A 23,332-nucleotide genomic window follows, 5' to 3' on the forward strand; every position below is an offset into this window, starting at 1 on the left:
GCATCGGCCGCTGGGCCGCCGCGGGCCAGACGCTCCGTCAGTGGGCCGTGGAGCACGCCTCCGTGCTCCGCCGCGCCGACCGGGCAGCGCCTTCCTCACGGGTCGTGACCAAGGGAATTCGACAGGTAGTAATTAGGTGAATCCTTGACTGAATTCCCGTCAACAGGACTCCACTTGTTATCTCGATTAGATAACGACTGACCTTGATAAGGCCTGGACCAATGTCGCTTGACGCGCGTAACTCGCCTTGTTTTATTGCTTGTTGAGTGTTCATCAGATCCGACGGACAGGTAACGGAACGATTTCTCGAACCGCACCCCTCTTTGTCCGAATTCTCCGCCGTATTCGTCTGGCAGGCTTCCGCGCACCCACTCATCCGACGCTTACTTGAGGTGCCCATGACAGAACGACGCAGACGGCGTGAACACCGCCGCAAACCGCGGCGGTTGATGCTCCTCACCGCCGCCATGGCCTCGGCGGCGGTGATCGCCGCCGGCATCGCCTACTCCGGACTGGGTGATGGTGCCCAGGCCGTGTCCGTACAAGCCGGTACGGAGGCCGCCGCACCGGCCGCCGCGCCCGCCCGGGACCAGGAGCCCGAACCCCTCGCGGCCGCGCCCGCAAACGAGACCGCGCGCGGCATGGTCTACGACGGTCTGGCCCCCGCCCCGAAGGGCGACCGGTGTGCCGGCGTTTACCGGACCGGCGCGGGTCTGTGTACCCACGGCCCCGACGCCCCGCCCAAGGGCGTCGACATAACGAAGGACATCCCGCCCGCGGTCAAGGCCTCGGCACCGGCGGCCGATCCGGCCCGCCCCGCCGCCGACGACCCGGCGGTCGGCGAAGGCGGCGGGCGTCCTCAGGACGCGCCCGCGGCCGACGCCGACCGCGCGGCCGACAAGTCCGCCGCGCCCGCGCCCTCCGCCGCCGGCCAGTCCGTCGCCGCCGTCGCAGCCGGCCCCGCGGGCCAGACCGTCCAGTGCGACGGAGACGGCAGCACGGGCAACCGCGTCCAGGTCGTGTACGTCCACGGCCCCGGCCGTGACCGCTACTCCCAGTACGTGGCCTCGTTCCGCAAATGGGCGGCCGACGCCGACCTCATCTACTCCGCCAGCGCCCAAGAGACCGGAGGCGTCCGGCACATCCGCTACGTGACGGCCGCCGACTGCACCCCGGCCGTGCTCAACATCGAGCTCCCGGACTCCGCGCTCGCGGAGTTCAGCGCGACCAACGCCGCCCTCGCCGGCAAGGGGCTCGACCGCCGCGACCGCAAGTACATGATCTTCGCGGACACCCAGGTCTACTGCGGCATAGGCACCTTCAACGGCGACGAGCGGCCCGGCCAGGCCAACCTGAGCAACTTCGGTCCCTCCTACGGGCGTACGGACTCCGGCTGCTGGGGCGGCCACACCGCGGCGCACGAACTCGGCCACAACCTGGGCGCGGTCAACAACAGCGCCCCGAACACCAGCCGCGGCGCGCACTGCACCGACGAGTTCGACGTCATGTGCTATTCGGACACCCCGTACTACCCGCAGATGCGCAACATCTGCACCAACCAGGCCGCCGAGAACATCCTGGACTGCAACCACGACGACTACTTCCACACCAGCCCCAAGGCCGGCAGTTACCTGGCCACGCACTGGAACATCGCCGACAACCAGTTCCTGATGAAGAACAAGGGCGGCGGCGGCACCGACCCCGGTCCGAACCCGAGCCCCTCGCCGACCAAGAAGCCGACGCCCAGCCCGACCAAGAAGCCCACGGGTGGACCCGCCGTGACGGTCGGCCAGATCCAGTCGGACTCCGCCGTCGTGAGCTGGCCCAAGGTCGAGGGAGCAGCCTGGTACCAGGTCCTGTTGAACGGCAAGCACCTGGGCTGGGTCCAGTCCCCGGTGCTGCGCGTCTACAACCTCCGGCCCGACACCTCCTACGCGGTCGCCGTCTCCGTCCGCGACAACGCCGGCCGGGACAGCGGAGCCGGCAAGGCCGCGTCCTTCCGCACCAAGGGCACCGGTGGCGGCGCGACCACCCCCGGGACCCGGTACCTGCTCGGGAACGGCAGCACCGGCATGGCCGCCGAGGTGTGGGGCGGGCGCGGCGCCGACGGCACCGTGCTCGTCGGGGCGCGCGCCAACGGGTACGCGCAGCAGCAGTGGTACTTCGACGACGCGGGCAGCGGACTGGTCCGCATCCGCTCTGCGGTCTCCGGCAAGTGCCTGCAGCCGGGCGGTACTCCCGCCGCGGGCATGTGGGTCGCGCAGCAGCCCTGCGGCCGCGCCGGTGCGCAGAGCTGGAAGCTGACCACCCGCGGTGGCGCGGTGAGCGTCACCGACCCGAGCGGCGGCTTCGCGCTGACCGTGAGCAGCCGTCCCTACTACGGGAACTGGCTGCTCGACCTCCAGCGCGCGGACGGCCGGGCCCCGCAGGTCTGGACCGTGCAGAAGGTCGGCTGACCCCGACAGCCTTCTGAAGTCCCCTCTGGCGTACGGCCGCGTCGCGCGGCCGTCCGCCGGCCCCTCACCCCACCCGGAGCACGCCATGATGCGCATGCGAATCGCTTTCCAGGCCGCCCTGACCGCCGTCGGTCTGATCCTCCTGTCCCCGGCCGTGGCGCACGCCCACGGCGACACCGTGAAGGTGGTGGTCACCGGGCAGCGGGAAGGCCACGTCACCGCGGAGGTCACCTGGGAGAACGACGGCGACGCCGTCGAAGAGGCGGTCGCCGCCACCGTGAACGCGGTCAGCGCCGACGGGGCCCGCACGCTGGGGCCCTGGCGGCTGGTGCGCGATCCCGCCGCGACGCCGGCCGGCTGGACCACGGTCGAGTCCCTGCCGCCCGGTGCCTGGAAGGTCAGCGTGGACGTGGGCTTCCCCGCCCTCGGCCACGGCGAACTCGAAGTCGGCGTACCGGTGGTAGACCCGGCCCCGACCACCGGCACCCCGGATCCGCGTCCCGCCGACCCGTCGTCCGCGCCGTCCACGCCGTCCACGCCGACCGGGACGCAGGCTCAGACCCCGATTCCGGCACCTGCGACGGCCTCCGAGTCCCCGGCGGAACCCGGCACGGGTCCCGCCGTCTGGTGGACAACGGCGGGAGTGGCGGCAACGGCCCTGGCCGGGGCGGCCGTCGGCATCCTCCTGCGCCGCAGGCGGGCGCGCGGCTAGACCGTCTAGAGGAGTGCCGACCGCACCTGGCTCCCGGCTCCGGCCTGCGTCCCACGGGATGCGAGCCGGACTTCCGGGATCGTGCGCGTGGGATCAGCAGGGCCCGTTGTCGGTCCACACTCCGTCCGGGCCGCTGGTGGAGGGGTCCTCGTTCAGGCTCCACCACCTGTTCGTGTAGGTCCGGCCCTTCCAGGAGACCTGGAAGCCCTTGTCCGGGTAGACGGTGTCGGCGTTCCAGCTCGGCGCGGTGCAGGTGCCCGGCGTCGAGGACGGGGAGGACGACGGCGAGCCCGCGAGCTCCCAGATCATGGTGCCACCGGCGCCCTGGTCCATGACGTAGTCGGCCTTGGCGGCCACGGACTGCTCGTCCTCCGTGGAGAGGAACACCTTCTGTCGCCGTGCAGGTGGGCCAGGACCCGGCGGCCGACCTGGCGCACGTCGGCCGCACGTTTCGCGAGGGTGGGATCGTCGAGCGAGCCGGTGACCGCGGCGTAGCTGTCGATGGCCTGGCGGGCCGCCACGGAGGAGGGCAGCCCCCGACGGGCCCGCTCGACCGCCTGCCCCCGCAGGTCCTCGTCGAGTGCGATGTAGCCGTTGACCTCCATGATGTCGGCCGTACCGAGTTTCCGTACGCTGTCCAGGCCGGCCTCAAGGGCTCCCGCGAACGCTTCCGCCTCGACGGTGTACGGAGCCCGGCCCTGATTCGCGCTCCCGGACCGACGGCCTCGATGGCCGTCGGCCGGGGAGCAGGGGGCGTCAGGAGTTGTGGGCGGACAGGTCCGCGCGGACCTCGTGGGCGGCGGCGACGAGGTTCTCCAGGGAGGCGCGGGTTTCGGTCCAACCGCGGGTCTTCAGACCGCAGTCGGGGTTGACCCAGAGCCGCTCGGCCGGGATGGCGTCCAGGCCCCTGCGGAGCAGGGACGCCGCTTCTCGTGTGGAGGGGATGCGCGGCGAGTGGATGTCCCAGATGCCGGGGCCCGCCTCGCGCGGGTAGTGGTGGGCGGCGAGTTCGCGCGCGACCTGCATGTGGGAGCGGGCGGCTTCCAGGCTGATGACGTCGGCGTCGAGGTCGTCGATGGCCTGGACGATGTCGCCGAACTCCGCGTAGCACATGTGGGTGTGGATCTGGGTGTCCGGCCGGACCCCGGAGACGGTGAGCCGGAAGGACTCGGTGGCCCACGTCAGGTAGTCCGCATGGTCGTCGACGCGCAGCGGGAGCGTCTCGCGCAGGGCAGGTTCGTCGACCTGGATCACCGAAGTGCCGGCTGCTTCGAGGTCGTTGACCTCGTCGCGCAGGGCCAGGGCCACCTGACGGGCGGTGTCGCCGAGGGGCCGGTCGTCGCGTACGAAGGACCAGGCGAGCATGGTGACCGGCCCGGTCAGCATCCCCTTGACCGGCTTGGAGGTCAGGGACTGCGCGTACGAGGTCCAGCGGACCGTCATCGGCTCAGGGCGCGAGATGTCACCGGCGAGGACCGGCGGGCGCACGTAGCGGGTTCCGTACGACTGGACCCAGCCGTACTGCGTCGCGAGGTAGCCGGTCAGTTGCTCCGCGAAGTACTGGACCATGTCGTTGCGCTCGGGCTCGCCGTGGACCAGGACGTCGATGCCGGTCTTCTCCTGGGAGGAGATCACCTCGCCGATCTCCGCCTTGATCCGCTGCTCGTAGCCGGCCACGTCGATCCGGCCGGCCCGCAGGTCGGCGCGGGCGACCCGCAGCTCGTCGGTCTGCGGGAAGGACCCGATCGTGGTGGTCGGCAGCAGCGGCAGGCCCAGATGCGCCCGCTGGGCGGCGGCGCGCTCCGCGTAGGGCTGGGCGCGGCGGCCGTCCGTGCCGGTGATGGCGGCGGTGCGGGTGCGGACGGCCGGGTCGTGGGTGAGCGCGGAGTTGGCGCGGGAGGCCAGGTCGGCCCGGTTGGCGGCGAGTTCGGGCGCGATGGAGTCCGTGCCCTGGGCCAGCCCTCGGGCCAAGACGGAAATCTCCCGCGTCTTCTGGCGGGCGAAGGCGAGCCAGCGGCGGACCTGCGGGTCGATGTCCCGCTCGGCGGCGGCGTCGATCGGGACGTGCAGCAGGGAGCAGGAGGCGGCCACGTCCACCCGGTCGGCGAGGCCGAGGAGCGTGCCCAGGGTGGTGAGGGACTTCTGGTAGTCGTTGATCCAGATGTTGCGGCCGTTGACGACGCCGGCCACCAGGCGCTTGCCGGGCAGACCCCCGACCGCCGCGAGGTCCTTCAGATTCGCGCTGCCGGCCTCCGTGAAGTCGAGTGCGAGGCCCTCGACGGGCGCAGCGGCGAGGACCTGGAGAGCTTCGCCGAGCCGGCCGAAGTACGAGGCGACGAGCAGCTTTGACCGGTCGGTCAGGGCGCCGAGGTCGCGGTAGGCCCGAGCCACGGCGTTCAGGTCCGCCGGGGTCCGGTCCTGCACCAGGGCCGGCTCGTCGAGTTGGACCCACTCGGCCCCGGCGGCCTTGAGGGCGGCGAGCACCTCGGCGTAGACGGGGAGCACCCGGTCCAGAAGGGTCAGCGGCTGGAAGTCGGCCGCCACGCCCGGGGCGGGCTTGGCCAGCAGGAGATAGGTGATCGGGCCGACGAGCACGGGGCGGGCGACGAGGCCGAGCGCGAGGGCTTCCTTCACCTCGGCGACCTGCTTGGAAGGGTCCGCGGTGAAGACGGTGTCCGGGCCGAGTTCCGGGACCAGGTGGTGGTAGTTGGTGTCGAACCACTTGGTCATCTCCAGCGGGGCCACGTCCTGCGTGCCGCGCGCCATCGCGAAGTACCCGTCGAGCGGGTCGGTGGCGACGGCCTCCCGGTGCCGCTCGGGGACGGCTCCGAGCATGACGCTGGTGTCCAGCACGTGGTCGTAGTACGAGAAGTCACCGGTGGGTACCTCGTGGACGCCGGCCTCCGCCAGCTGCCGCCAGTTCGTGCGGCGCAGTTCGGCCGCGGTCTCCCGGAGGGCGTCAGCGGTGACGCGGCCCTTCCAGAAGCCCTCGATGGCCTTCTTCAGTTCACGGTTCTGCCCCTGACGGGGGTAGCCGTACACGGTGGCTCGTGCGGCCGCGGCTGCGGGCTTCGCTGTCACGGAACTCTCCTTCGCGAGATGTGTCCAGAACGCCCCGGCAACGGGACGCGGACGCGAAGGAACGACACGACGAACGGCTCGCACAGCGGAATGACCGCTCGCGCCGCTCGATGTGTACGCCGACCCGCCCACGAGGTCACCGGGATCTCCGCACACGGAATCGTCCGCGTACGGGCAACGGGCAGGTCTTCGGACTCGCGGGCACGCGGACCCCGAAGGCCCGCACCTACTGGCCGTCGCTTCCCAGGACCGGTTCCGGTCCCAGTGCGTATGACGGCGGTCGTTCCCACTCACCGCTGCGGGGCAGTCCCGGATTCCCACCGGGTTCCCTCTTACGACGCATCCCGCCTGGCGGACGGGAGCGAACCAGCTGCGAGGCACACACTAGGCCGCCGCACGCGAGGATGAACCCTGCTGTCCAGCTGTCGGACGGTGAAATGAGACACGCGGATCCGGGCCGGACGTGGGAGCCGGCCGCTCAGGTGGAAGCTGCTCGGCCGGGAGCGTGCGCGGTGCCAAGCGGATCGGGGCCTGGAAGCGGGCCTTGCGGGCGGCACGGCGGAAAACCTTGAGCCGGACCGGAAGATGCCGGCGCCGCTTCGATCAGGAACCGGTGGTCGTGCACGGTGAATCCGCCTGTGATTCCGAGGTGCCGGTCGAGTCGGCGTAGTGCCGGTTCATGCTCGGCGGGCACGAATCCGGGGAACTGCCATGGGATGGCGCGCACTTGAAAGACCAGCGACCCGATGTCGTAGAAGGTGTAGGGGCTCATCTCCTCTCGTGCTGCGGTCACGTGAAGGCCCGCGTCTTCCAGCGCCCGTACGGCGACACCCAGGGTCCAACCGTCGGGGTCGATCGGCGAGGGGATGCCGAGGGCTTCGTTCAGTTCCAACTGGTTTCGGCTGCCCACCTGCTGGGTGAGGAGCCGGCCACCCGGCGCGAGGGCCGTGCGGATGCCTGCCGCATCCAGCGATCCGTGTCGGTTGAGGATCAAGTCGAAGGGGCCGGGCGGCAGGTTCGATCCCGATGTCCGGTGGACCTCCACGCCCAGCGGTGCGAGACGTTGCCGCGCCAGGCGGAAGTTGGGCGCCCAGTTCTCGGTGGCCACGCTCTGCGGTGGCAGCGGGGAGAGCGAGGCGAGGAGTTCGCCGCCGCCGGTGTCGATGTCCAGGAGGCTTCGCGCGCGCGGAAGCAAGCCTCGGGCGAGTTGTCCGTAGTCCCACGAGGGGCCCTCGCCGTCCGCCCGGCCCTTCAGCCAACTGAAGTCCCAGCCCGACATGGTCGCCTGTTGGGCTTCCGCAATGCGCTTCTCATAGCCGTTGGCGGTCGTCATGGGAGCACGCCAGCCCTGCACCCGCCGAGTGAACGTACGGATTTTCTTCGACTGGACACCTTCAGGGAGTTACACGTGTAATCATCTTTCCGTCGGCACACTCAGCGTCAAGCCACGGAGGCTCCGAAGCCCAGATGTCCACCTCACCTCGGCCGATGCCTCTGCCCTTCTCCTGGGCCGAACAGGAACGACACCTCGTCAGCCACCTTTCCGCGCTCATCCGCCTGGATACCTCGAACCCTCCGGGCCATGAGATCGCCGTCGCACGCCACCTCTCCCGCGAGCTGTCGGGCTCCGGTATCGCGCACAAGATCCTGGAGTCCGAACCCGGACGGGCCAACCTGGTCGCCCGGCTGCCCGGGACCGGTCAGGAACCGCCGCTCATGCTGCTGGGCCATGCCGACGTGGTCGGCGCCCAACCCGGCGGATGGAGCCGTCCCCCCTTCTCGGGCGAGGTCGCCGACGGCTGCGTGTGGGGCCGCGGGGCACTCGACATGAAGGGCCAAGTCGCCGCGAGCCTGCTGATCATGCAACTCCTCGCCGCACACCGGACCCCGCTCCGTCGGGACGTGCTGCTGGTGGTCACCGCCGACGAGGAAGCCGGCAGCAGGCTGGGGGCGTACTGGCTGTGGGAGAACCACCGCAGCCTCGTCGAGGCCGAGTTCGCGTTCAACGAAGGCGGCGGCCAGCGCTTCATGACGCCCGGCGGCCCCGTCTACACCGTCCAGGTGGCCGAGAAGGGCAGCGCCCGGATGCGGGTCACCGCGCGCGGGCCCGGCGGCCACGCCTCCGTCCCGCGCTCGGAGTCGGCGGTCTTCACGTTGGCCGAGGCCCTGCTGAGGCTGCGGGCGTTCGCACCGGAGTCGGTACTGCATCCGGCCTCGCGGCGGATGCTCACCACCTTGGCGGACCTGCATCCGGGCCCGGGCGCGGCGGCGATCGAGCAGCTGCTGAAGGACCCGACCTGGGACCGGGCACACGCTCTGCCCATCGATCCCGTCCTTCGGGAGTTCGTCGTCGCCGGGCTCCACAACACCGCGACTCCGACCATGCTGTCCGCGGGGCAGCGCCAGAACGTGGTGCCCGTCGAAGCCGACGTGGTGCTGGACGGTCGTCTCCTGCCGGGAGAACTGCCCGATCGGTGGGTGGCGCAGGTCCAGAAGGCGGTGGGTGACCGTGTCGAGGTGTCGCTGCTGCACGGCAGAGTGAGCCACGGCGTGCACGACGATCCAGAGCTCCTGCGCGTCCTGGGCGATACCGTCGCAGCCCACGAACCGGGTGCGCGGGTGCTGCCGTACATCAATCCGGCCGCCACGGATGCCCGCGCCTTCCCCGACACCAAGGTCGTCGGGTTCTTTCCCTCCGCGAGTGACGCGGACATCATGCGGCTCATCCACGCGCCTGACGAGCACACCCGGATCACCGACCTGATGTTCGGCGGGAAATGCCTGCTCGACGCAGTCCTCAGACTGGCCACGTGAGAGGCGGGAACACCGGTGACCGGCTGCCGGTCAGCGCAGGCCGTCCACGACGAACCGCACTCCCCCGTCACCGCCGCGCCGGAGCAGGCCGGCCGTGGGGGCGGGGAAATGGGTGCCGATCACGAGGGTTCCCGTGTCGGCGTACCGGTCGACGAACGCCCGCCGAGTGGCGGCGGCCCGCGCCGCGTCGGTGTCGGCGAGGCCGGCTACATCCGGTTCGATGAACTGCACCGGATGGTGCACGAGGTCACCGGTGATCACGGCTCGTTCGCCGCCGGATTCGACCACGACCGCGACCTGGCCCGGGGTGTGCCCGGGGGCGGCTTCCAGGCGTACGCCGTCACATACGCGGTGGTCGTTCCCCACGAAGTCGACCAGCCCCTCATCGAGCAGGGGCTGCATCGTGTCGTGGAGGTCGGCGTCCGCGTCGCTGGCCCAGTGGTCCCATTCCGCCCGGGTGACGAGGTGGCGTGCACGGGGGAACGTCGGCACCCACTTCCCGTCGACCCGGCGCGTGTTCCACCCGATGTGGTCGAAGTGGAGGTGGGTGCACACCACCGTGTCGATCGACTCCGGAGGGTAGCCGAGGGCGGCGAGGTCTTCGAGCCATGCCGAGTCCAGCATGGGCAGGAACGGCACCGACGCCCGGCCGTTGCCCACGCACGTGTCCACGAGGATCCGGCGTGCACCGGTGTCCACGACCAGCCCGTGGACCGAGAGGACAAAGGTGCCGTCGGCCATGCCGAAGTCGGGAGCGAGCCACGGGTACCTCTTCAGGAGCGCGGTGTCGTCCGTCCGCAGGACCCCCGCGAGAGACACGGTGACTTCCGCCTCCAGCACCTTGTGAATCACCGTCGTACCGATACGCCACGCCGTCATGCGAACCTCCACTTGATGATAGATAGAACAATATTGACGCTCGCAAGAAATACGCAATAACCTGTCGGCTCACGGTCCCTGGACACCTCGATCCCTGGACACCTCGATCCCTCGATCCCTCGAAACCGGCCTGGAAGGACGCACTGGATGGGTTTCGCCCAAAACCGCACCGCGCCCGTCGTGCACACGCGATCGGGCGCGATCCGCGGCGCCACCGAAGACGACCTGGCCGTGTTCAAGGGCGTGCCGTACGCGGCGCCGCCCGTCGGGCCCCTACGGTGGCGGCCCGCTCAGCCGCACCCGGGATGGAGCGGCACCCTCGACGCGACGGCTTTCGGCCCCGGTTCACCGCAGGCCGTCCGCGAGGGCGACCCGATCCTCGGCGGCCACGGCTTCGCCCCCTTCGACGAAGACTGTCTGACACTCAACGTGTGGACGCCCGGCATCGACGACGCCCGACGTCCCGTCCTGGTCTGGATCCACGGCGGCGCCTTCATCTCCGGGTCCGGGGCGATGCCGAACTACTCGGGCGAGACGTTCGCGCGGAGCGGCGACCTGGTGGTGGTGAACCTCAACTACCGGCTCGGACCGCTCGGCCTGCTGTCCTTCGCTTCGGAGGACGGCGAGGAGTGCGGCAACGTCTGGCTCACCGACCAACTCGCGGCCCTGCGTTGGGTGCAGGACAACATCGCGGCCTTCGGCGGGGATCCCGCCCACGTCACCGTCGCCGGCCAGTCCGCCGGCGCCCTCTCCGCAACCGCGCTCGCGGGCCACGCCGGTGGCGACCGGCTCTTCCGCCGGGCCATCCTCCAGAGCGTCCCGCTCGCCATGCCGCTGGCCACACCGGCCGAGGCCCGGGCCCGCACCGCCGCCTATCTGCAGATCGCCGGCGCGAAGGACGTGGACGAGCTGCGCACGGTGCCGTGGCCGCGACTGGTCGAGGCCACCGCCGGACTCCTCGCGGCCACCGCGGAATGGGGACACTGGACCGCGCCCTTCATGCCCGTGCTCGACGGCGTGACGGCGGTGCGGCAACCGGTCGAGAACCTGCTCGACGGCCCTGGCAGGGACATCGACGTACTCATCGGCTGGACCGCGGAAGAGTCCGCCTTCGTCTTCGCGCTGAGCGAGGCGTACGCGTCGACGACCAAGGAACAGGTGCTCCGGCGGGCACGGGACAGCTTCGGTGACGGCGCGGCCGAAGCGTACGCGGCATACGAGGCCGCCCGTCCGGACGGCCGGCCGATCGACGTCCTCATCGACCTGACCACCGACGAGCTGTTCAAGAAACCCACCCTGGCGTTCGCGGAAGCGCGGGCCGTACGGGGCCGCCCGGTCTGGACGTACGAGTTCGCTCTCCCCACCCCCGCGCACGAGGGCCGCCTGGGTGCCCCGCACTGCCTGGACCTGCCGTTCGTCTTCGACAATTTCGACAAGTGGTCGCACGCGCCGTTCCTGGCGGGGATGGACACCCGGATCAGGGACGAACTCGCCGGTACCGTGCACCGGGCATGGATCTCGTTCATCCGCACCGGCGACCCCAACCACCCGGCCATGCCGCGCTGGGACCGGTACGACCGGACATCGCGCACCACCATGCGCTTCGGGGCCCCGTAGGAACCTGCGAGACGGGCCGGCCCATGGGCTGCTCCCGGGAGCGTCAGTGCCCGGTCGCGGGGTGCGGACACCCCTGCAGCGCCGGGCGGTCCCTCGTGCGGACGGCGGGAAGCCACGCTGTGGCGGGTGTGGAGCCGGGCGGAAGGCGGACGTGGAACCAGCGCGTGGACTGCAGGTCCGCCTCGTCGATGACGGCCCGGCCGTCGGGCAACTGGCAGTCCACCGCGAGGACGTCGCCGTGCCACACCCGGGACGGTACGACGTTGTCCGCGGTGTACTGGCGCATCGGGTCGATCGCCAGGCCCAGACTGCACTGCGGGTCCCGGTCGGCCCGCTCCTGGCAGCCCTTCTCCGCATTGAACACCCGGATCGTGCCGGCCGCCGCGGCCTCCAGGCCGTCCAGTGCGGAGGAGCCCGCCCGTGCCGCGTCCGACCACAGGGTCGTACCGGCGATCCCGCAGAACGCGGTGGTGAGGATCGCGGCGCGGGCCCGGCCCCACAGCCGTCCCGCTCCCCTCCCGCGCGCCCCCTGTTCGGCGGTGATGCGGGCGAGCAGACTCTCGGCGGTGTGCGGGGCACGCGCCGCGTGGGTCGGGGCGAGGCAGTCGGCGGCGAGCTCGCGCCAGAACGGCGGCACGGCCTGGTCCATGCGCAGCGGCGCGCGCCCTTCGCCGTACTCCTGGACGGCGGCGCCGCGCGCCATGGGTGTGGCGCCGGAGAACGGGGAGGCGCCGGAGCCGAACACCTCGTGGATGATGATGCCCAGGGCCCAGATGTCGGCACTCGGCCGTACCTCCACGCCCAGCTCCCCGAGGGGTGCCCGCCAGCGCTCGGGCGGAAGGTAGTCCAAGGTGCCCATGGGGGGCGCGTACCCGTGCGTTCCCGTCATCTGGGTGGCGAGCCCGAAGTCCGAGAGCTTCACGCAGCGGCTGCCGTCCAGCAGGACGTTCTCCGGCTTGAGGTCGGCGTGGACCCAACCCGACCGGTGGAGGTGGGCGAGTCCCTCGCAGATCCCCGCGATCAGCCGGGCGCGGTCGGCCTCCGCCACCCCGGCGTCGAGGAGTTCCCGCAGGCTGCCCGCGGCCCGCTCCATGACCAGCACGATCGCGCCGTCCAGGGCGGGGCGGTCCGGTGCCTCGAGGACGAAGGAGTCCAGGAGGCGGATCAGCCGCGCATGCCCGGCTCTGCGTCCCAGTTCGACCTCCCGGCGGGCGGACTCCACGATCCTGCGCGTCTGGCGCGGGGCGTACCCGGCGGTCGGCATGATTTTGAGAGCGATGTCGGCGGGTGCCGCGGACGGGTGCGCGGGGGCCCGGCCGGTCCGGTCCGGCTGCCGGTCGGCAGGCCGTGCGGAGTAGACCGTGGACCAGCCTCCGGCCCCGATCAGGTCGGTGATCGTCCAGCCTCGCACCCGGTGGCCCGGCGGGAGCACGTCCGCACCGTCGCGGTCCGTGATGTCGCGCAGGGTGTGGGGCGTCGTCATCGCGCGGTCTGCCGCTCCCGCCCGCCGGCCCCCGTCAGGGGTGGCAGCAGCGTCAGGTGCTCCTCGCGCACGAGCCCGAACCGCAGGGCGAGCCCGACGATCTCCTCCCGCTTGCCGTTGCGGCGGTCGCCCTTGCCGGGTTCGCGCGGGTCCGAGGCGCCGATGCGCAGCTTCTCCTCGGCGAGGTAGTCGATGTGCGAGCTGACCGCTCGCGCGGTCAGGGTGGCGCAGGCGGCGTGGCCCCTGAGCCGTTCGACGATCTGAGGCGTGGTGGGGACCGCGACGCGGGACTGGTCGCGCAGGCGCGGTTCGCAGAGCGCGAGGAGTACCAGGAAGTAGGTGGCCGTCTCGTCCAGCGAGTAGGCGGTGACCGTGAGGCGGCCCCAGGGGGCGCCCATGGCCTCCGGGTCCAGGTAGACGTGATCGGGAGCGAACACCTGGAAGGAGACGGGGACGTCGCTGCGGGTGGGCAGCACGACGCGCGAGAACTCGAACGGCACGGGTGCCCCGACGCGGCGGGGCGGGACCCTCAGGTACTCCCCGGCACCCTCCGGGTTCTCCACGAGGTAGCTGTGGGTGGTGCTGTGGTTCGTCAACTGCCAGTGGTCGTCGGTGACGCGGATCTCCCCGGCGAGGCGGGAGATCGCCGCGTCGGCGAGGCGGAGCTCCACGGGGATCTTCGCGGATCCGCGTCCGAAGCGGGCGACTTCGCCCGGTCCGAGCCGTAACGTCACCGCATCGCCGTACGGTTCGCCGCCGTCGGCGCCACTGCACCCCTGCGGCAGATGGACGACCACCCCGCTCACCGCTCCCCCGTTCCACGCGTCGTGCCGGACCGACGAGTTGAACAATACTCATCTCTCAAGGGAGTTCATCGGCGCACTTCAGCCACTTCGGCCGGGACGGCCCGCCGGGTCGGACAGTCCGCACCGGCTGCCCCGGGAGCCCCTTCGAGCCCCCTCGAGCCCCTTGCCGGGAGGCTCTCCGGCCCTCTCCTCGCGGGCGGTTCCCCCTGTGGTCCCGGTCACTCCGATCCTCGTGCGGCGAAGGCGGTTTGGGGTCGTTTTCGACTCTCTGACGAGCGGTTCGGGGGAAGTTGTCGTGCCGCGGCGAGCGAGCGCGGCATACCGCCACCGCGGGCGGCCGTACGGGATCCCGTCCTTGCGCCCCCCGTAGCGGACGTCCCGTACGGGACCTGCCGGGGTGGGGAAGGTCACCGTGCCCGCAGGGTCGCGGCCCCACGAAACCGCCCTTTCGCCCCTTTCACTTGGCGCGATCCGCACTCCGGGTTCACAGTGCGGGACGGCCCGATACGACGGGTGCGACCGCCCGGTCACCGAAGGCCGTCCACGGCCGCCACCCGCCGCTCGGCCGATCCTGGACGCGGGTGCGCATCCGGCCGTCGGTGGTGACGGCGAAGACGTGCGTGCGCCCGGTGGGGTCGGACGCGACGGCGGGCGTGGCGGCGAGCCCGATACCGGGCTCCCCGAACTCCCCGCCGGAATCCCAGCTTCCACCGGGGGTGGTCTGCCAACGGTGGCCGAGTCGGCCACCTCCGGGCGTCAGCGAGAACGCCTCGAGGCGGCCGTCGGCGTTGGCGGTGAACGCCGGGGCGGCGGCGCTCCAGCCGAACATCGGCAGCCATGCATCCCAGCCTCCGTTCGGCACGGACTGCCGCCGGCTGAAGGTTCCCACGCCCGACGGTCCGATCGCGGCGACGGTGAGCCGGCCGCTACCGTCCCTGGCAACGCGCGGCGCGGCACCGGACGCGGTGCCGAAGCGCTGCCACGCGGGGGTCCAGGCGCCACCCGGGGTCTCCTGCCACCGGTGGAAGATCCCGGCGCCGCCGGGAGCGAGGGCGAAGACCTCGAGCCGGCCGTCGGCGTTGGCCGCGACCACCGGTGGCGCGCCCGCGGCGCCGCCGAAGCCCGCCTCCCACGGGTCCCAGGCCCGGGACCCCGACGCCGCTTGCCGCCGCCGGGCGACGGACGCGCCGCCGGGGCTCAGGGCGAACGCCTCCAGTCTGCCGTCGGCGTCGCGGGCGACGGCGGGGGCGGCTCCGGCCGGCCCGCCGAACTCCTCCCAGTCGTACCAGCCGCCGTCCGGCCGCTCGGCCCGGTGGTGCAGGTTGGCACCCTCCGGGGCGAGCGAGAACACCTCGAGCGCGCCGCCGGCGTTGCGCCCGAGCGTGGGCACCGCACCGGCCGGCCCGCCGAACGTCTCCCACGGCGACCAGGTGTCGGTGTCCGGGTCGAGCTGGACGCGCCGGAGCATCGAGTGGTCGGCGGCGTCGAGCGCGAACACCGTGAGGCGGCCGGCGGCGTCGAGTGCGGCCACCGGGTTGTCCGCGCTCTGCCACGGCGGTGGTGTGTCCCGCCACTGGAGGGGCGCCACGTGCAACCCGTGGCGGAACCAGCCCGCGGCGCAGGCGTACCAGGCCTCCCCGTCGGCGATCACCTCCACGGCGTGACCGGCCACGTGGCCCGCGTACCCGGTGAGGTCGAAGTGGAAGGGATCCCGGGACGCCAGCACGTCCGTACCCTCGTAGCCGCCCCTCGGGCCGATGAACAGGTAGTACCAGCCGTCCCGTTCGACGACGTACGGCGACTCGGTGACCGAGACGGTCGCGTACGTGGTCGTGTCGGTGAAGGCGACGCCCGGCTCGCTCCAGTGCACCAGGTCGGCGGAGCGCCTGTGGGCCACGACGTGCCGGCCGCCCGGGCTCGAAAGTTCCGTGTAGTACATGACCCACTGGCCGCCGGCCCGCAGCACCATCGGGTCGCGGGCCGCGATCCCGCGGAACAGCGGGCCGGACGGCTCGCGCGTCCAGGTGAACAGATCGTCCGACGTGGCGAGGCTGATCGCGGCGCCGTCCGCGCCGCCGCCCGCGTAGAACATCCAGAACCTGCCGCCGGCCTCGATGACATGCGGGGCCCACAGGTGCTCCTCGCCGTGGTAGCCCGGGTCGACGGTCAGCGCGTCGGCGTGGGTGGTCCAGGGGCCGTACGGGGCGGGCGCGGAGGCGTGCGCGAAGGAGACCTCCGCGGCACTGTCCGGCGCCTCGCCGGGCGCCGCGCTGTTGCCGACGATGCTGAACAGGTGCCACCGGCCGTTCGCCCGGATCAGGGTGTGGTCGTTGAGGTAGCGGCGCCGGCCGGGCGTGGAGGGGTCGTAGACGTGGGTGAAGGAACCGGCGCCCACCCACTGGGACGCCGTCCCTGGGGCAGAGGTCGCTGCTGCGGCACGGCCCGAGAGCGGGAGCGCGAGGGCTCCCGCTCCGGCCGCGCGCAGCAGGTGGCGCCTGCTGAACGGATGCACGAGAAGGCTCCAGATGGAACGTTTACCGTCAGTTGATTGCCGGTCCGGCGGTGTCTTTGAGCCAGCCCCACGGGGACCAGGTGGAGAAGTCGGTCTGCCAACGGTGGTAGACCCCGGTGGGATTGGTCCCGAAGACCTCGATCCGGCCGTCGGCGTTGGCCACGGCGGTGATCTCCGTGCCACCACCGCCGAAGGACTCCCAGGGGTGGTAAGGGGCGTTCACACCGGTCTGCCACATGTGCCGGGCCTCGCTGCCGTTGATCGCGAACACCTCGACCCGTCCGTCCACCGTGCGCTGACTCGTCAACTGCGAGTTCGCAAGACCACCGGTGTCCTCCCAACCCGACCAACCGGTCGGGCTGGTCTGGTATCTGTGGAAGACGCCGACGGGCCCGGAAGCGAACACCTCGAGCCGGCCGTCCAGGTTGTGATCCACCGTCAGGTCATGACCACCGATACCGAAGTCCTCCCAGGCAGACCAGCCACCATTCACGGACTCCTGGTACAGATGCTGGAAGACCTCGCCATTGAGAGCGAACACCTCAAGCCGGCCGTCGGACGCCTTCGCCAGCTCGATACGGCTCTTCCCAGGGCCACCGCCAGTGCCCTCCCAGCCCGACCAACCACCGTTGGGAGCCGTCTGGAACCGGTGGAACACGTTCTCGGGACCGGAAGCGAAGACCTCAAGCCGCCCATCGCCATTGGAACCCACGGCGACGTCACGACCACCCTCGCCGAAGTTCTCCCAGCCCGACCAACCACCCGACGGCTGATTCTGATAACGGTGCTGAAGAACCTGCCCGTTGATCGCGAACACCTCCAGCCGGCCATCGGCATTCGGCCCGATCGCCAGCTCCGCGCCCTGGGGCCCCGCAATGAACTCCCAAGCCGACCAGGCACCGTTGACGCTCTCCTGCCAAGCATGATGCACACCATCAATGCCCGCCGCGAACACCTCAAGACGCCCGTCCACCGACCGCGCCGACACCACACGACCCGACTCCGCGGGATACACCAACGGCGCAGGACCAGGCCCGGGGTGACCAAGACGGTCCACGGCGGCGCGCGCCGTGGCCATGTGCCGCTGATGGTGGCTCTGGTTGTAGGTGGACCAAGGGCTCCAGTCCGTGCCCCCGGAGGATATCCGGAAGGTCTCGTTCGCATTGCACTGCGCGTCGTAGGCACAGGCGTCGCTGACTTCGGCGTGCCAGTAGTCGTTGATCTGCCACAGACCACGGTCGGTGGACGGGGGCGTGTTGTTCGTGACGTTGTACGCCTGCGGATTGCAGCTGGACTCCGCCAGGGCGACGGCGACGGCGGTTACCAGGCTCTCGCCCCGGAAGCCCGCGTTGTACCCGACCTCCGCACACAGATCGCTCGCGGCGGCGGCGGAGGCCGGCTGCGTGACGCCGCCCATGATTCCCGCCGCCACGCACAGGGAGACGAACGCGGACAGAATGACGCGGTGGGGCGCTCTCCTTCGAGCGCACTGTGTGGCTCTCATCTGCCGTCTCCTCAGTCGATTGCCGGTCCGGCGGTGTCTTTGAGCCAGCCCCACGGGGACCAGGTGGAGAAGTCGGTCTGCCAACGGTGGTAGACCCCGGTGGGATTGGTCCCGAAGACCTCGATCCGGCCGTCGGCGTTGGCCACGGCGGTGATCTCCGTGCCACCACCACCGAAGGACTCCCACGGGTGATACGAGGCGTTCACCCCCGTCTGCCACATGTGCTGGGCGTCACTCCCGTTGATCGCGAACACCTCGACCCGCCCGTCCACCGCGCGCTGACTCGTCAACTGCGAGTTCGCAAGACCACCGGTCTCCTCCCAGCCCGACCAACTCGTCGGGCCGGTCTGATACCGATGGAAGACACCGACCGGCCCGGAAGCGAACACCTCAAGACGCCCGTCCAGATTGTGATCGACCGTCACATCACGACCACCGATACCGAAGTCCTCCCACGCCGACCAACCACCATTCACGGACTCCTGGTACAGATGCCGGAAGACCTCACCGTTCAGGGCGAACACCTCAAGCCGGCCGTCCGGCGCCTTGGCCATCTCGATACGGCTCTTCCCCGGGCCAACGCCCGTCCCCTCCCAGCCCGACCAGCCACCGTTCGCGGCCGTCTGGAACCGGTGGAACACGTTCTCGGGACCGGAAGCGAAGACCTCAAGCCGCCCATCGCCATTGGAACCCACGGCGACGTCACGACCACCCTCGCCGAAGTTCTCCCAGCCCGACCAACCACCCGAAGGCTGGTTCTGATAACGGTGCTGAAGAACCTGCCCATTGATCGCGAACAGCTCAAGCCGGCCGTCCGCGTTCGGCCCGATCGCCAACTCCGCACCCTTGGGCCCCGCAATGAACTCCCACGCCGACCAAGCACCGTTGGCGCTCTCCTGCCAGGCATGATGCACACCATCCGCCCCGGCCGCGAACACCTCAAGACGCCCATCCACCGACCGCGCCGACACCACACGACCCGACTCCGCCGGATACACCAACGGCGCAGGACCAGGAGGGTTGCCGGGTACGCAGGGCATGTCGATGCCACGTTCCGCCAGGTAGGGAATCGGGTCGACGCGCACGGACGCGCCCGCGTTCCCCCAGACCCGAAGGTGGAGATGGGGCCCGCTGGACTGGCCCTCGCTGCCCATCAGCGCGATCTGCTGCCCGGCGCTCACACGGTCGCCCTCCTGGACGTCCCGCCGGTACATGTGGCCGTACTCGGTGATGGTGCCGTCGGGGTGGAGGATGCGGATCCACTGCCCGTAGCCGGGTTCGTATCCCGAGATGGTCACCTCGCCGTCACCGACCGCGTAGATCGGGGTGCCGCGGTCGTTGGCGATGTCGATGCCGTTGTGCTCCCAGCTGTAGTACTGGGTGATGTCACCGGCGGCCGGGCAGGCGGCGGCGAAACCGGCGGCCCCGGCCGGGACCGGGGAGGAAGCGGTCTGCGCCCCGGCCGGTGAGGCGACGGCGAGCCCCGGTGCGAGGATCACGGTCAGCGCGAGAAGAATCCCGAGCACCCGCCCGGGCAACTGCCCGGACGTGCCTCGGGTAGACACGGACATCACGCGAGGTCCCCCCGTCACGCCTTGCGCAGGCGGTCGATGACGCCGTTGATGTCGTCCTGCAGCAGATTCCGGCGCACCCAGTGGCCGCCGTCCACCTCGTGTTGCTCGTAGGGGATGCCCGCGCGGTCGAGGTTCCACTTGAACTCCCGCTGGGTGGCGAGCACCAGGGTCTCGTTGGCGTAACCCTGGATGTCCTGGGGGCTGGTGCCGGCGACCAGGAAGACCCGCTTGTGCCGGTAGCTCTCGATGCGCTCGCACGGGTTGTCCGCGCTGACCCGGGCCTGGTCCCAGAAGGGCACGCCGTAGATGCTCCCTCCGTTCAGTTCCACAGCGGCGGAGGAGGCGTTGGCCCAGTGGGTCACCAGGTCACCATTGCCCCCGCGCAGGTTGGCCGGGCCGGAGTGGGCGCTGACCGAGGCGAAGTGCCCGTAGTACTTGGCCGCGTACTTCAGGGCACCGAAGCCGCCCATGGAGAACCCGGAGACGGCGCGGCCGTCGTACTCGGCGTAGGTGCGGAAGTTCGCGTCGATCCACGGGATCAGCTGCCCGATGTGGAAGTGCTCCCAGTTCCGGGCGCCGATATTGGAGCTCAAAGCGTTGGAGTACCAGCCGGCGCGCCCACCGTCGGGCATCACGACGATGAGGTTCTTCCAGGCCGTCAGACCCCGGATGTCGTGGTGCGCGTCGAAGGTGATGAAGTCCTCCAGGCCACCGTGGAGCAGGTAGAGGACGGGGTAGCGGCGCCCGCTGGTGTGGTAGCCGTCGGGGAGCAGCACGTTGACGGCCGGGGTCCAGCCGCCGATGGCGGAGGTCTGGAACCGGTAGTACCACATCCGGTGATCCTGCTCGTTGCGTTCCGTGACGCGCAGGTCGTCGGCCGCCGACGCCGCCGACGCCGACGCGAGAACGCCGCCGGCTCCCAGGGCCACCGCGGCGGTGAGCCCGCCGGCGGACTTGAGGATGCTCCTGCGGGTGGGGTCCTGCGTGGTCAAGGTGACCTCCTGTGGGCGAGCTGGCTGGTGACCCGGCTGCCGCCCCAGCGGCACCGGCGGTTTGGAAGCTAGCGAGCCCCGCCCGGGAGGAGTATCCGGAACCTTACGGACTGACAGAACCAGCTCGCGTCCTCTAGGGCCTGTGTGATGACGTGACCGCAACTCGCCGATGCTCAGTGGAAGTTCATCGAGCCGTGGCTGCCGATCGCTAGATACGGCGGGCCTGAGGGGCAAAGCGTCGCGAGCCTTAGCGGGAGGGGCCGCGGGTGACCATCCGTAATTCTCCGGATCCTCGGGCCGTGTCCCTCTCGGTAGCTTTCGGCGCGATCACGCTGTGACCCGGCGCGACCGCGGCGGGTCCCCATTTCCGTAAGTGCCTCGTACCGCTACCGACCAGGAGCCCGATGTGAGCGCACACCATCCCTCCCGCAGAGCGCTTCTCAGAGCCGCCGGTGGACTTTCGGCTGCGATATCCCTCGCAGGCGCAAACGTCCTCGCGACGGGATCCGGGGCCAGTGCCGCCGGAAACGGCATCGGTCTCCGCTCCGCCCGGACCGTCCAGTCGGACGTGGGCGGCCCGATCACCCGCGACGAGATCTTGCTCCGCGCCCAGAACTGGGTGGATCTGAACGTCTACTACAACCAGGGCGACTCCCACCCGGACCTGGAAGGCAGGCATTACCGCACCGACTGCTCGGGCTTCGTCTCCATGGCACTGCACTTGCCCTCGTCCCCCAGTACGGTCACCCTGCCCGAGTTCCTGGACCTGATCGCCTGGGAGGATCTGAAGCCCGGTGACGCCGTCGGCACTCTCGGGCCGGGAACCGGCGGCGACGCGGGACATGTCGTACTGTTCGCCGGCTGGGCCAACCGCGAGCACACGCGCTTCTTCACCATGGAGGAGATGGGTGGGGCGGGGTCCGTCAGATATGAGCGGCCGATCAACTACACCACGAGCGGCGGCCTGTTCACCGCCGCTCCGTACCGCTACAAGAGGGTTGCCGAGGCTCCTTCCCACCACGCCGCCAGCCCGGCCGAGACGGGCCGCGTGGTTTCGGCACGGTCGGCCGACGGCCGGCTGGAGGCCTTCGCGGCCGGAGCTGACGGGGTGTACCACGCCTGGCAGACCGAGGTGAACGGCGGCTGGTCGGCCTGGCGGCCGCTCGGCGGTCCGCGGAACGCGCAGATGGCGATCGTGCCCAACGCCGACGGTCGGCTGGAGCTGCTGGCGATCAACGGCGATACCGCCCAGCACATCTATCAGACCGGCCCGTCCGGGGACTGGTCCGGCTGGCAGGGATTCGGTACCGGTGGTCGGTATATCGCCGCCGGAACGAATGCCGACGGCCGTATCGAGGTCTTCGCCTCCGGCCCGAAGGGCGTGTACCACAGATACCAGACCGCGCCGAACGCCGGCTGGTCGGGCTGGGAGTTCACCGGTGGTGGTCCCGTCGACGCCCGTCTGGAAATGGCGAAGTCCCCCGATGGGCGCCTCGAGGTATTCGCTCTCAACGGCACGGTTTTCGAGCACCAGTACCAGCTCTCTCCCAACGGTGGCTGGTCCGCGTGGGAACATTTCGGAGGGGGCGGCCACGATCTGACGGTGGACCACAATGCCGACGGGCGTCTTGAGGTATTCGCCTCCGGACCGGAGGCCATTTTCCACCGATACCAGGAAAGCCCAACATCCTGGTCGGGCTGGGTGAGAACCGGCGGCCCGGCCAACTCGAAGCTCACCAGCGAGCGCACCGCCGACGGCCGGGTGGAGGTCTTCGCGATCAGCAATGAGATCGCCGTCCACGCTTGGCAGAGCGGGATCAACGCCCCCTTCGGCGACTGGGTCACCATCGGCACCGGGGGCACGGACATCACCGCCGCAACCAACGCCGACGGCCGCATCGAGGTCTTCGGGACCAGCCATGCGGGCGTCTACCACACCTGGCAGACCGGCTTCTCCGACTGGGCCCAGTGGGCGTGGCTCAACGGCCCCGGCCCCGCGATCAACTGACAGTGGTGGGCGGCGGGGCCGGGGCAGCGCCTGTAGCTCCGGCCCCGCACTCTTCGCTTCATGCGCTCCGGTTCACTGCCGGCCGGTAGGTACCCCTGGTGCCCTGTCACTCCGGATGGTTCCGGGTGCCCTGCCCCCTCCCTCGACTCCTAGTTTGTTCGTGGCCCATCCAGTCCCACGGACACGAAGGAGACGACGGATCACATGCGCGTCACGACAACGCTTCTGCTCAGCGGGGCCCTCGCCCTCGCCTCCCTCACCCCGGCGACCGGCGCCCTGGCCGCCACCTCCGGCCCGGCCGGCCAGGCGAGGACGTACGACGCCGTCCAGTCCTTCCAGAACCAGGCCACGGGCCTGTGCCTGGACGATACCAACAACGGCTTCCGCGCCTGGAGCTGCAACGGCTCGAATCCGCAGCGGTGGAGCGTGCACGTCTGGGGTGACGGGACGCGCCAGTTGATGAACATCAACACCGGCCGCTGCATCGAGAACACCAACAGCGGCTTCCACACCGCGGCCTGCAACTCCAGCCCGGAGCAGAGCTGGTGGATCAAGGTCTGGGACGACGGCACCGTCCGCTTCCAGAACCAGCACACCTCGCGCTGCATCGACGACAGCTCCCAGGGCCTCCGTACCTGGACGTGCAACAGCCTTCCGTACCAGAGCTGGTCCTGAGACCGGTGGCGACGTACGTCGAAGCCCTTCCTCTTCCCCTTCCCCTTCCCCCCTTCCCTTCCGGTAGTTCCGGTAATTCCGGTAATTCCGGCAGCCGATTCCCTCCACGAGGAGCAGGTTCGATGAAGTTGAAGCTGACCGCGTTACGGTTCTCGCTCGTCCTCGGTGTGGCCGGTGCGCTCCTGGCGGTGCCCACGGCCGCACAGGCACGGGCCCAGG

Annotated in this window: 16 protein-coding genes, 1 pseudogene and 1 riboswitch; of the genes and pseudogenes, 6 read left to right on the forward strand and 11 right to left on the reverse strand. The window is 70.6% G+C overall.

Annotated features, from left to right (window positions below):
• Positions 1-398: 398 nt before the first annotated feature.
• Both OG247_RS04235 and OG247_RS04240 read left to right on the forward strand, forming a co-directional pair.
• Positions 399-2,456, forward strand: a complete 2,058-nt coding sequence (locus OG247_RS04235; RefSeq protein ID WP_327250914.1) for an RICIN domain-containing protein — start codon at positions 399-401, stop codon at positions 2,454-2,456.
• Between the two features lie 85 nt (positions 2,457-2,541).
• Positions 2,542-3,168 carry a hypothetical protein gene (locus OG247_RS04240; protein ID WP_327250915.1) on the forward strand — a complete coding sequence of 209 codons (627 nt, stop codon included), beginning with the start codon at positions 2,542-2,544 and terminating at the stop codon, positions 3,166-3,168.
• A gap of 93 nt (positions 3,169-3,261) precedes the next feature.
• Here OG247_RS04240 and OG247_RS04245 read toward each other — a convergent pair whose 3' ends face one another.
• From OG247_RS04245 to OG247_RS04255, 4 genes and pseudogenes are all read right to left on the reverse strand, one after another.
• Positions 3,262-3,555 carry a hypothetical protein gene (locus tag OG247_RS04245; RefSeq protein WP_327250916.1) on the reverse strand — a complete coding sequence of 98 codons (294 nt, stop codon included), beginning with the start codon at positions 3,553-3,555 and terminating at the stop codon, positions 3,262-3,264.
• Between the two features lie 71 nt (positions 3,556-3,626).
• A pseudogene (locus OG247_RS44735) lies at positions 3,627-3,833 on the reverse strand (hypothetical protein); the annotation flags it as partial.
• 91 nt (positions 3,834-3,924) lie between these two features.
• Positions 3,925-6,249: a 5-methyltetrahydropteroyltriglutamate--homocysteine S-methyltransferase gene (gene metE, locus OG247_RS04250; RefSeq protein ID WP_327250917.1), complete on the reverse strand. Its 2,325-nt coding sequence runs from the start codon at positions 6,247-6,249 to the stop codon at positions 3,925-3,927.
• A gap of 163 nt (positions 6,250-6,412) precedes the next feature.
• Positions 6,413-6,635: riboswitch (cobalamin riboswitch) on the reverse strand.
• A 92-nt stretch (positions 6,636-6,727) separates the two neighbouring features.
• Positions 6,728-7,582, reverse strand: coding sequence for a class I SAM-dependent methyltransferase (locus tag OG247_RS04255; protein WP_327250918.1), 855 nt, complete (start codon positions 7,580-7,582; stop codon positions 6,728-6,730).
• 155 nt (positions 7,583-7,737) lie between these two features.
• Here OG247_RS04255 and OG247_RS04260 point away from each other — a divergent pair, with 155 nt between their 5' ends.
• On the forward strand, positions 7,738-9,063 hold the full coding sequence (locus tag OG247_RS04260) for a M20/M25/M40 family metallo-hydrolase (RefSeq protein WP_327250919.1): 1,326 nt from the start codon (positions 7,738-7,740) through the stop codon (positions 9,061-9,063).
• Positions 9,064-9,093: 30 nt separating this feature from the next.
• Here the strand turns inward: OG247_RS04260 and OG247_RS04265 are convergent, their stop codons facing one another.
• The gene (locus OG247_RS04265; RefSeq protein ID WP_327250920.1) at positions 9,094-9,942 is read right to left on the reverse strand and encodes an MBL fold metallo-hydrolase; all 849 of its coding nucleotides are present in this window, start codon (positions 9,940-9,942) and stop codon (positions 9,094-9,096) included.
• 147 nt (positions 9,943-10,089) lie between these two features.
• Here OG247_RS04265 and OG247_RS04270 point away from each other — a divergent pair, with 147 nt between their 5' ends.
• Positions 10,090-11,559, forward strand: coding sequence for a carboxylesterase/lipase family protein (locus OG247_RS04270; protein WP_327250921.1), 1,470 nt, complete (start codon positions 10,090-10,092; stop codon positions 11,557-11,559).
• A gap of 43 nt (positions 11,560-11,602) precedes the next feature.
• Here OG247_RS04270 and OG247_RS04275 read toward each other — a convergent pair whose 3' ends face one another.
• The 6 genes from OG247_RS04275 to OG247_RS04300 form a co-directional block, all read right to left on the reverse strand.
• Complete coding sequence (locus OG247_RS04275; RefSeq protein WP_327250922.1) at positions 11,603-13,042, reverse strand: serine/threonine-protein kinase; 1,440 nt, start codon at positions 13,040-13,042, stop codon at positions 11,603-11,605.
• Positions 13,039-13,848, reverse strand: coding sequence for a serine/threonine protein kinase (locus OG247_RS04280; protein ID WP_327250923.1), 810 nt, complete (start codon positions 13,846-13,848; stop codon positions 13,039-13,041). The genes OG247_RS04275 and OG247_RS04280 overlap by 4 nt, the downstream gene beginning before the upstream one ends.
• A gap of 484 nt (positions 13,849-14,332) precedes the next feature.
• Positions 14,333-16,360, reverse strand: a complete 2,028-nt coding sequence (locus OG247_RS04285; RefSeq protein WP_327250924.1) for a family 43 glycosylhydrolase — start codon at positions 16,358-16,360, stop codon at positions 14,333-14,335.
• 28 nt (positions 16,361-16,388) lie between these two features.
• Positions 16,389-17,777, reverse strand: a complete 1,389-nt coding sequence (locus tag OG247_RS04290; protein ID WP_327250925.1) for a hypothetical protein — start codon at positions 17,775-17,777, stop codon at positions 16,389-16,391.
• Positions 17,778-17,875: 98 nt separating this feature from the next.
• Complete coding sequence (locus OG247_RS04295) at positions 17,876-19,429, reverse strand: peptidoglycan DD-metalloendopeptidase family protein (protein ID WP_327250926.1); 1,554 nt, start codon at positions 19,427-19,429, stop codon at positions 17,876-17,878.
• Positions 19,430-19,452: 23 nt separating this feature from the next.
• Positions 19,453-20,430 carry an alpha/beta hydrolase-fold protein gene (locus OG247_RS04300; protein ID WP_327250927.1) on the reverse strand — a complete coding sequence of 326 codons (978 nt, stop codon included), beginning with the start codon at positions 20,428-20,430 and terminating at the stop codon, positions 19,453-19,455.
• Between the two features lie 568 nt (positions 20,431-20,998).
• Between OG247_RS04300 and OG247_RS04305 the strand changes: the two genes are divergently transcribed.
• Positions 20,999-22,438, forward strand: coding sequence for a hypothetical protein (locus tag OG247_RS04305; RefSeq protein WP_327250928.1), 1,440 nt, complete (start codon positions 20,999-21,001; stop codon positions 22,436-22,438).
• Between the two features lie 204 nt (positions 22,439-22,642).
• On the forward strand, positions 22,643-23,113 hold the full coding sequence (locus OG247_RS04310) for an RICIN domain-containing protein (RefSeq protein WP_327250929.1): 471 nt from the start codon (positions 22,643-22,645) through the stop codon (positions 23,111-23,113).
• Positions 23,114-23,332: the final 219 nt, after the last annotated feature.

It is taken from the genome of Streptomyces sp. NBC_01244, from assembly GCF_035987325.1.
Classification (GTDB): Bacteria; Actinomycetota; Actinomycetes; order Streptomycetales; family Streptomycetaceae; genus Streptomyces.

Excerpts from the sequence above, each read along its gene's own strand:
- OG247_RS04235 (WP_327250914.1), top strand. The coding sequence starts at position 399 with ATGACAGAACGACGCAGACGGCGTGAACACCGCCGCAAACCGCGGCGG.
- OG247_RS04240 (WP_327250915.1), top strand. The coding sequence starts at position 2,542 with ATGATGCGCATGCGAATCGCTTTCCAGGCCGCCCTGACCGCCGTCGGT.
- OG247_RS04255 (WP_327250918.1), bottom strand. The coding sequence starts at position 7,582 with ATGACGACCGCCAACGGCTATGAGAAGCGCATTGCGGAAGCCCAACAG.
- OG247_RS04260 (WP_327250919.1), top strand. The coding sequence starts at position 7,738 with ATGCCTCTGCCCTTCTCCTGGGCCGAACAGGAACGACACCTCGTCAGC.
- OG247_RS04265 (WP_327250920.1), bottom strand. The coding sequence starts at position 9,942 with ATGACGGCGTGGCGTATCGGTACGACGGTGATTCACAAGGTGCTGGAG.
- OG247_RS04270 (WP_327250921.1), top strand. The coding sequence starts at position 10,090 with ATGGGTTTCGCCCAAAACCGCACCGCGCCCGTCGTGCACACGCGATCG.
- OG247_RS04275 (WP_327250922.1), bottom strand. The coding sequence starts at position 13,042 with ATGACGACGCCCCACACCCTGCGCGACATCACGGACCGCGACGGTGCG.
- OG247_RS04290 (WP_327250925.1), bottom strand. The coding sequence starts at position 17,777 with ATGGGCGGCGTCACGCAGCCGGCCTCCGCCGCCGCCGCGAGCGATCTG.
- OG247_RS04310 (WP_327250929.1), top strand. The coding sequence starts at position 22,643 with ATGCGCGTCACGACAACGCTTCTGCTCAGCGGGGCCCTCGCCCTCGCC.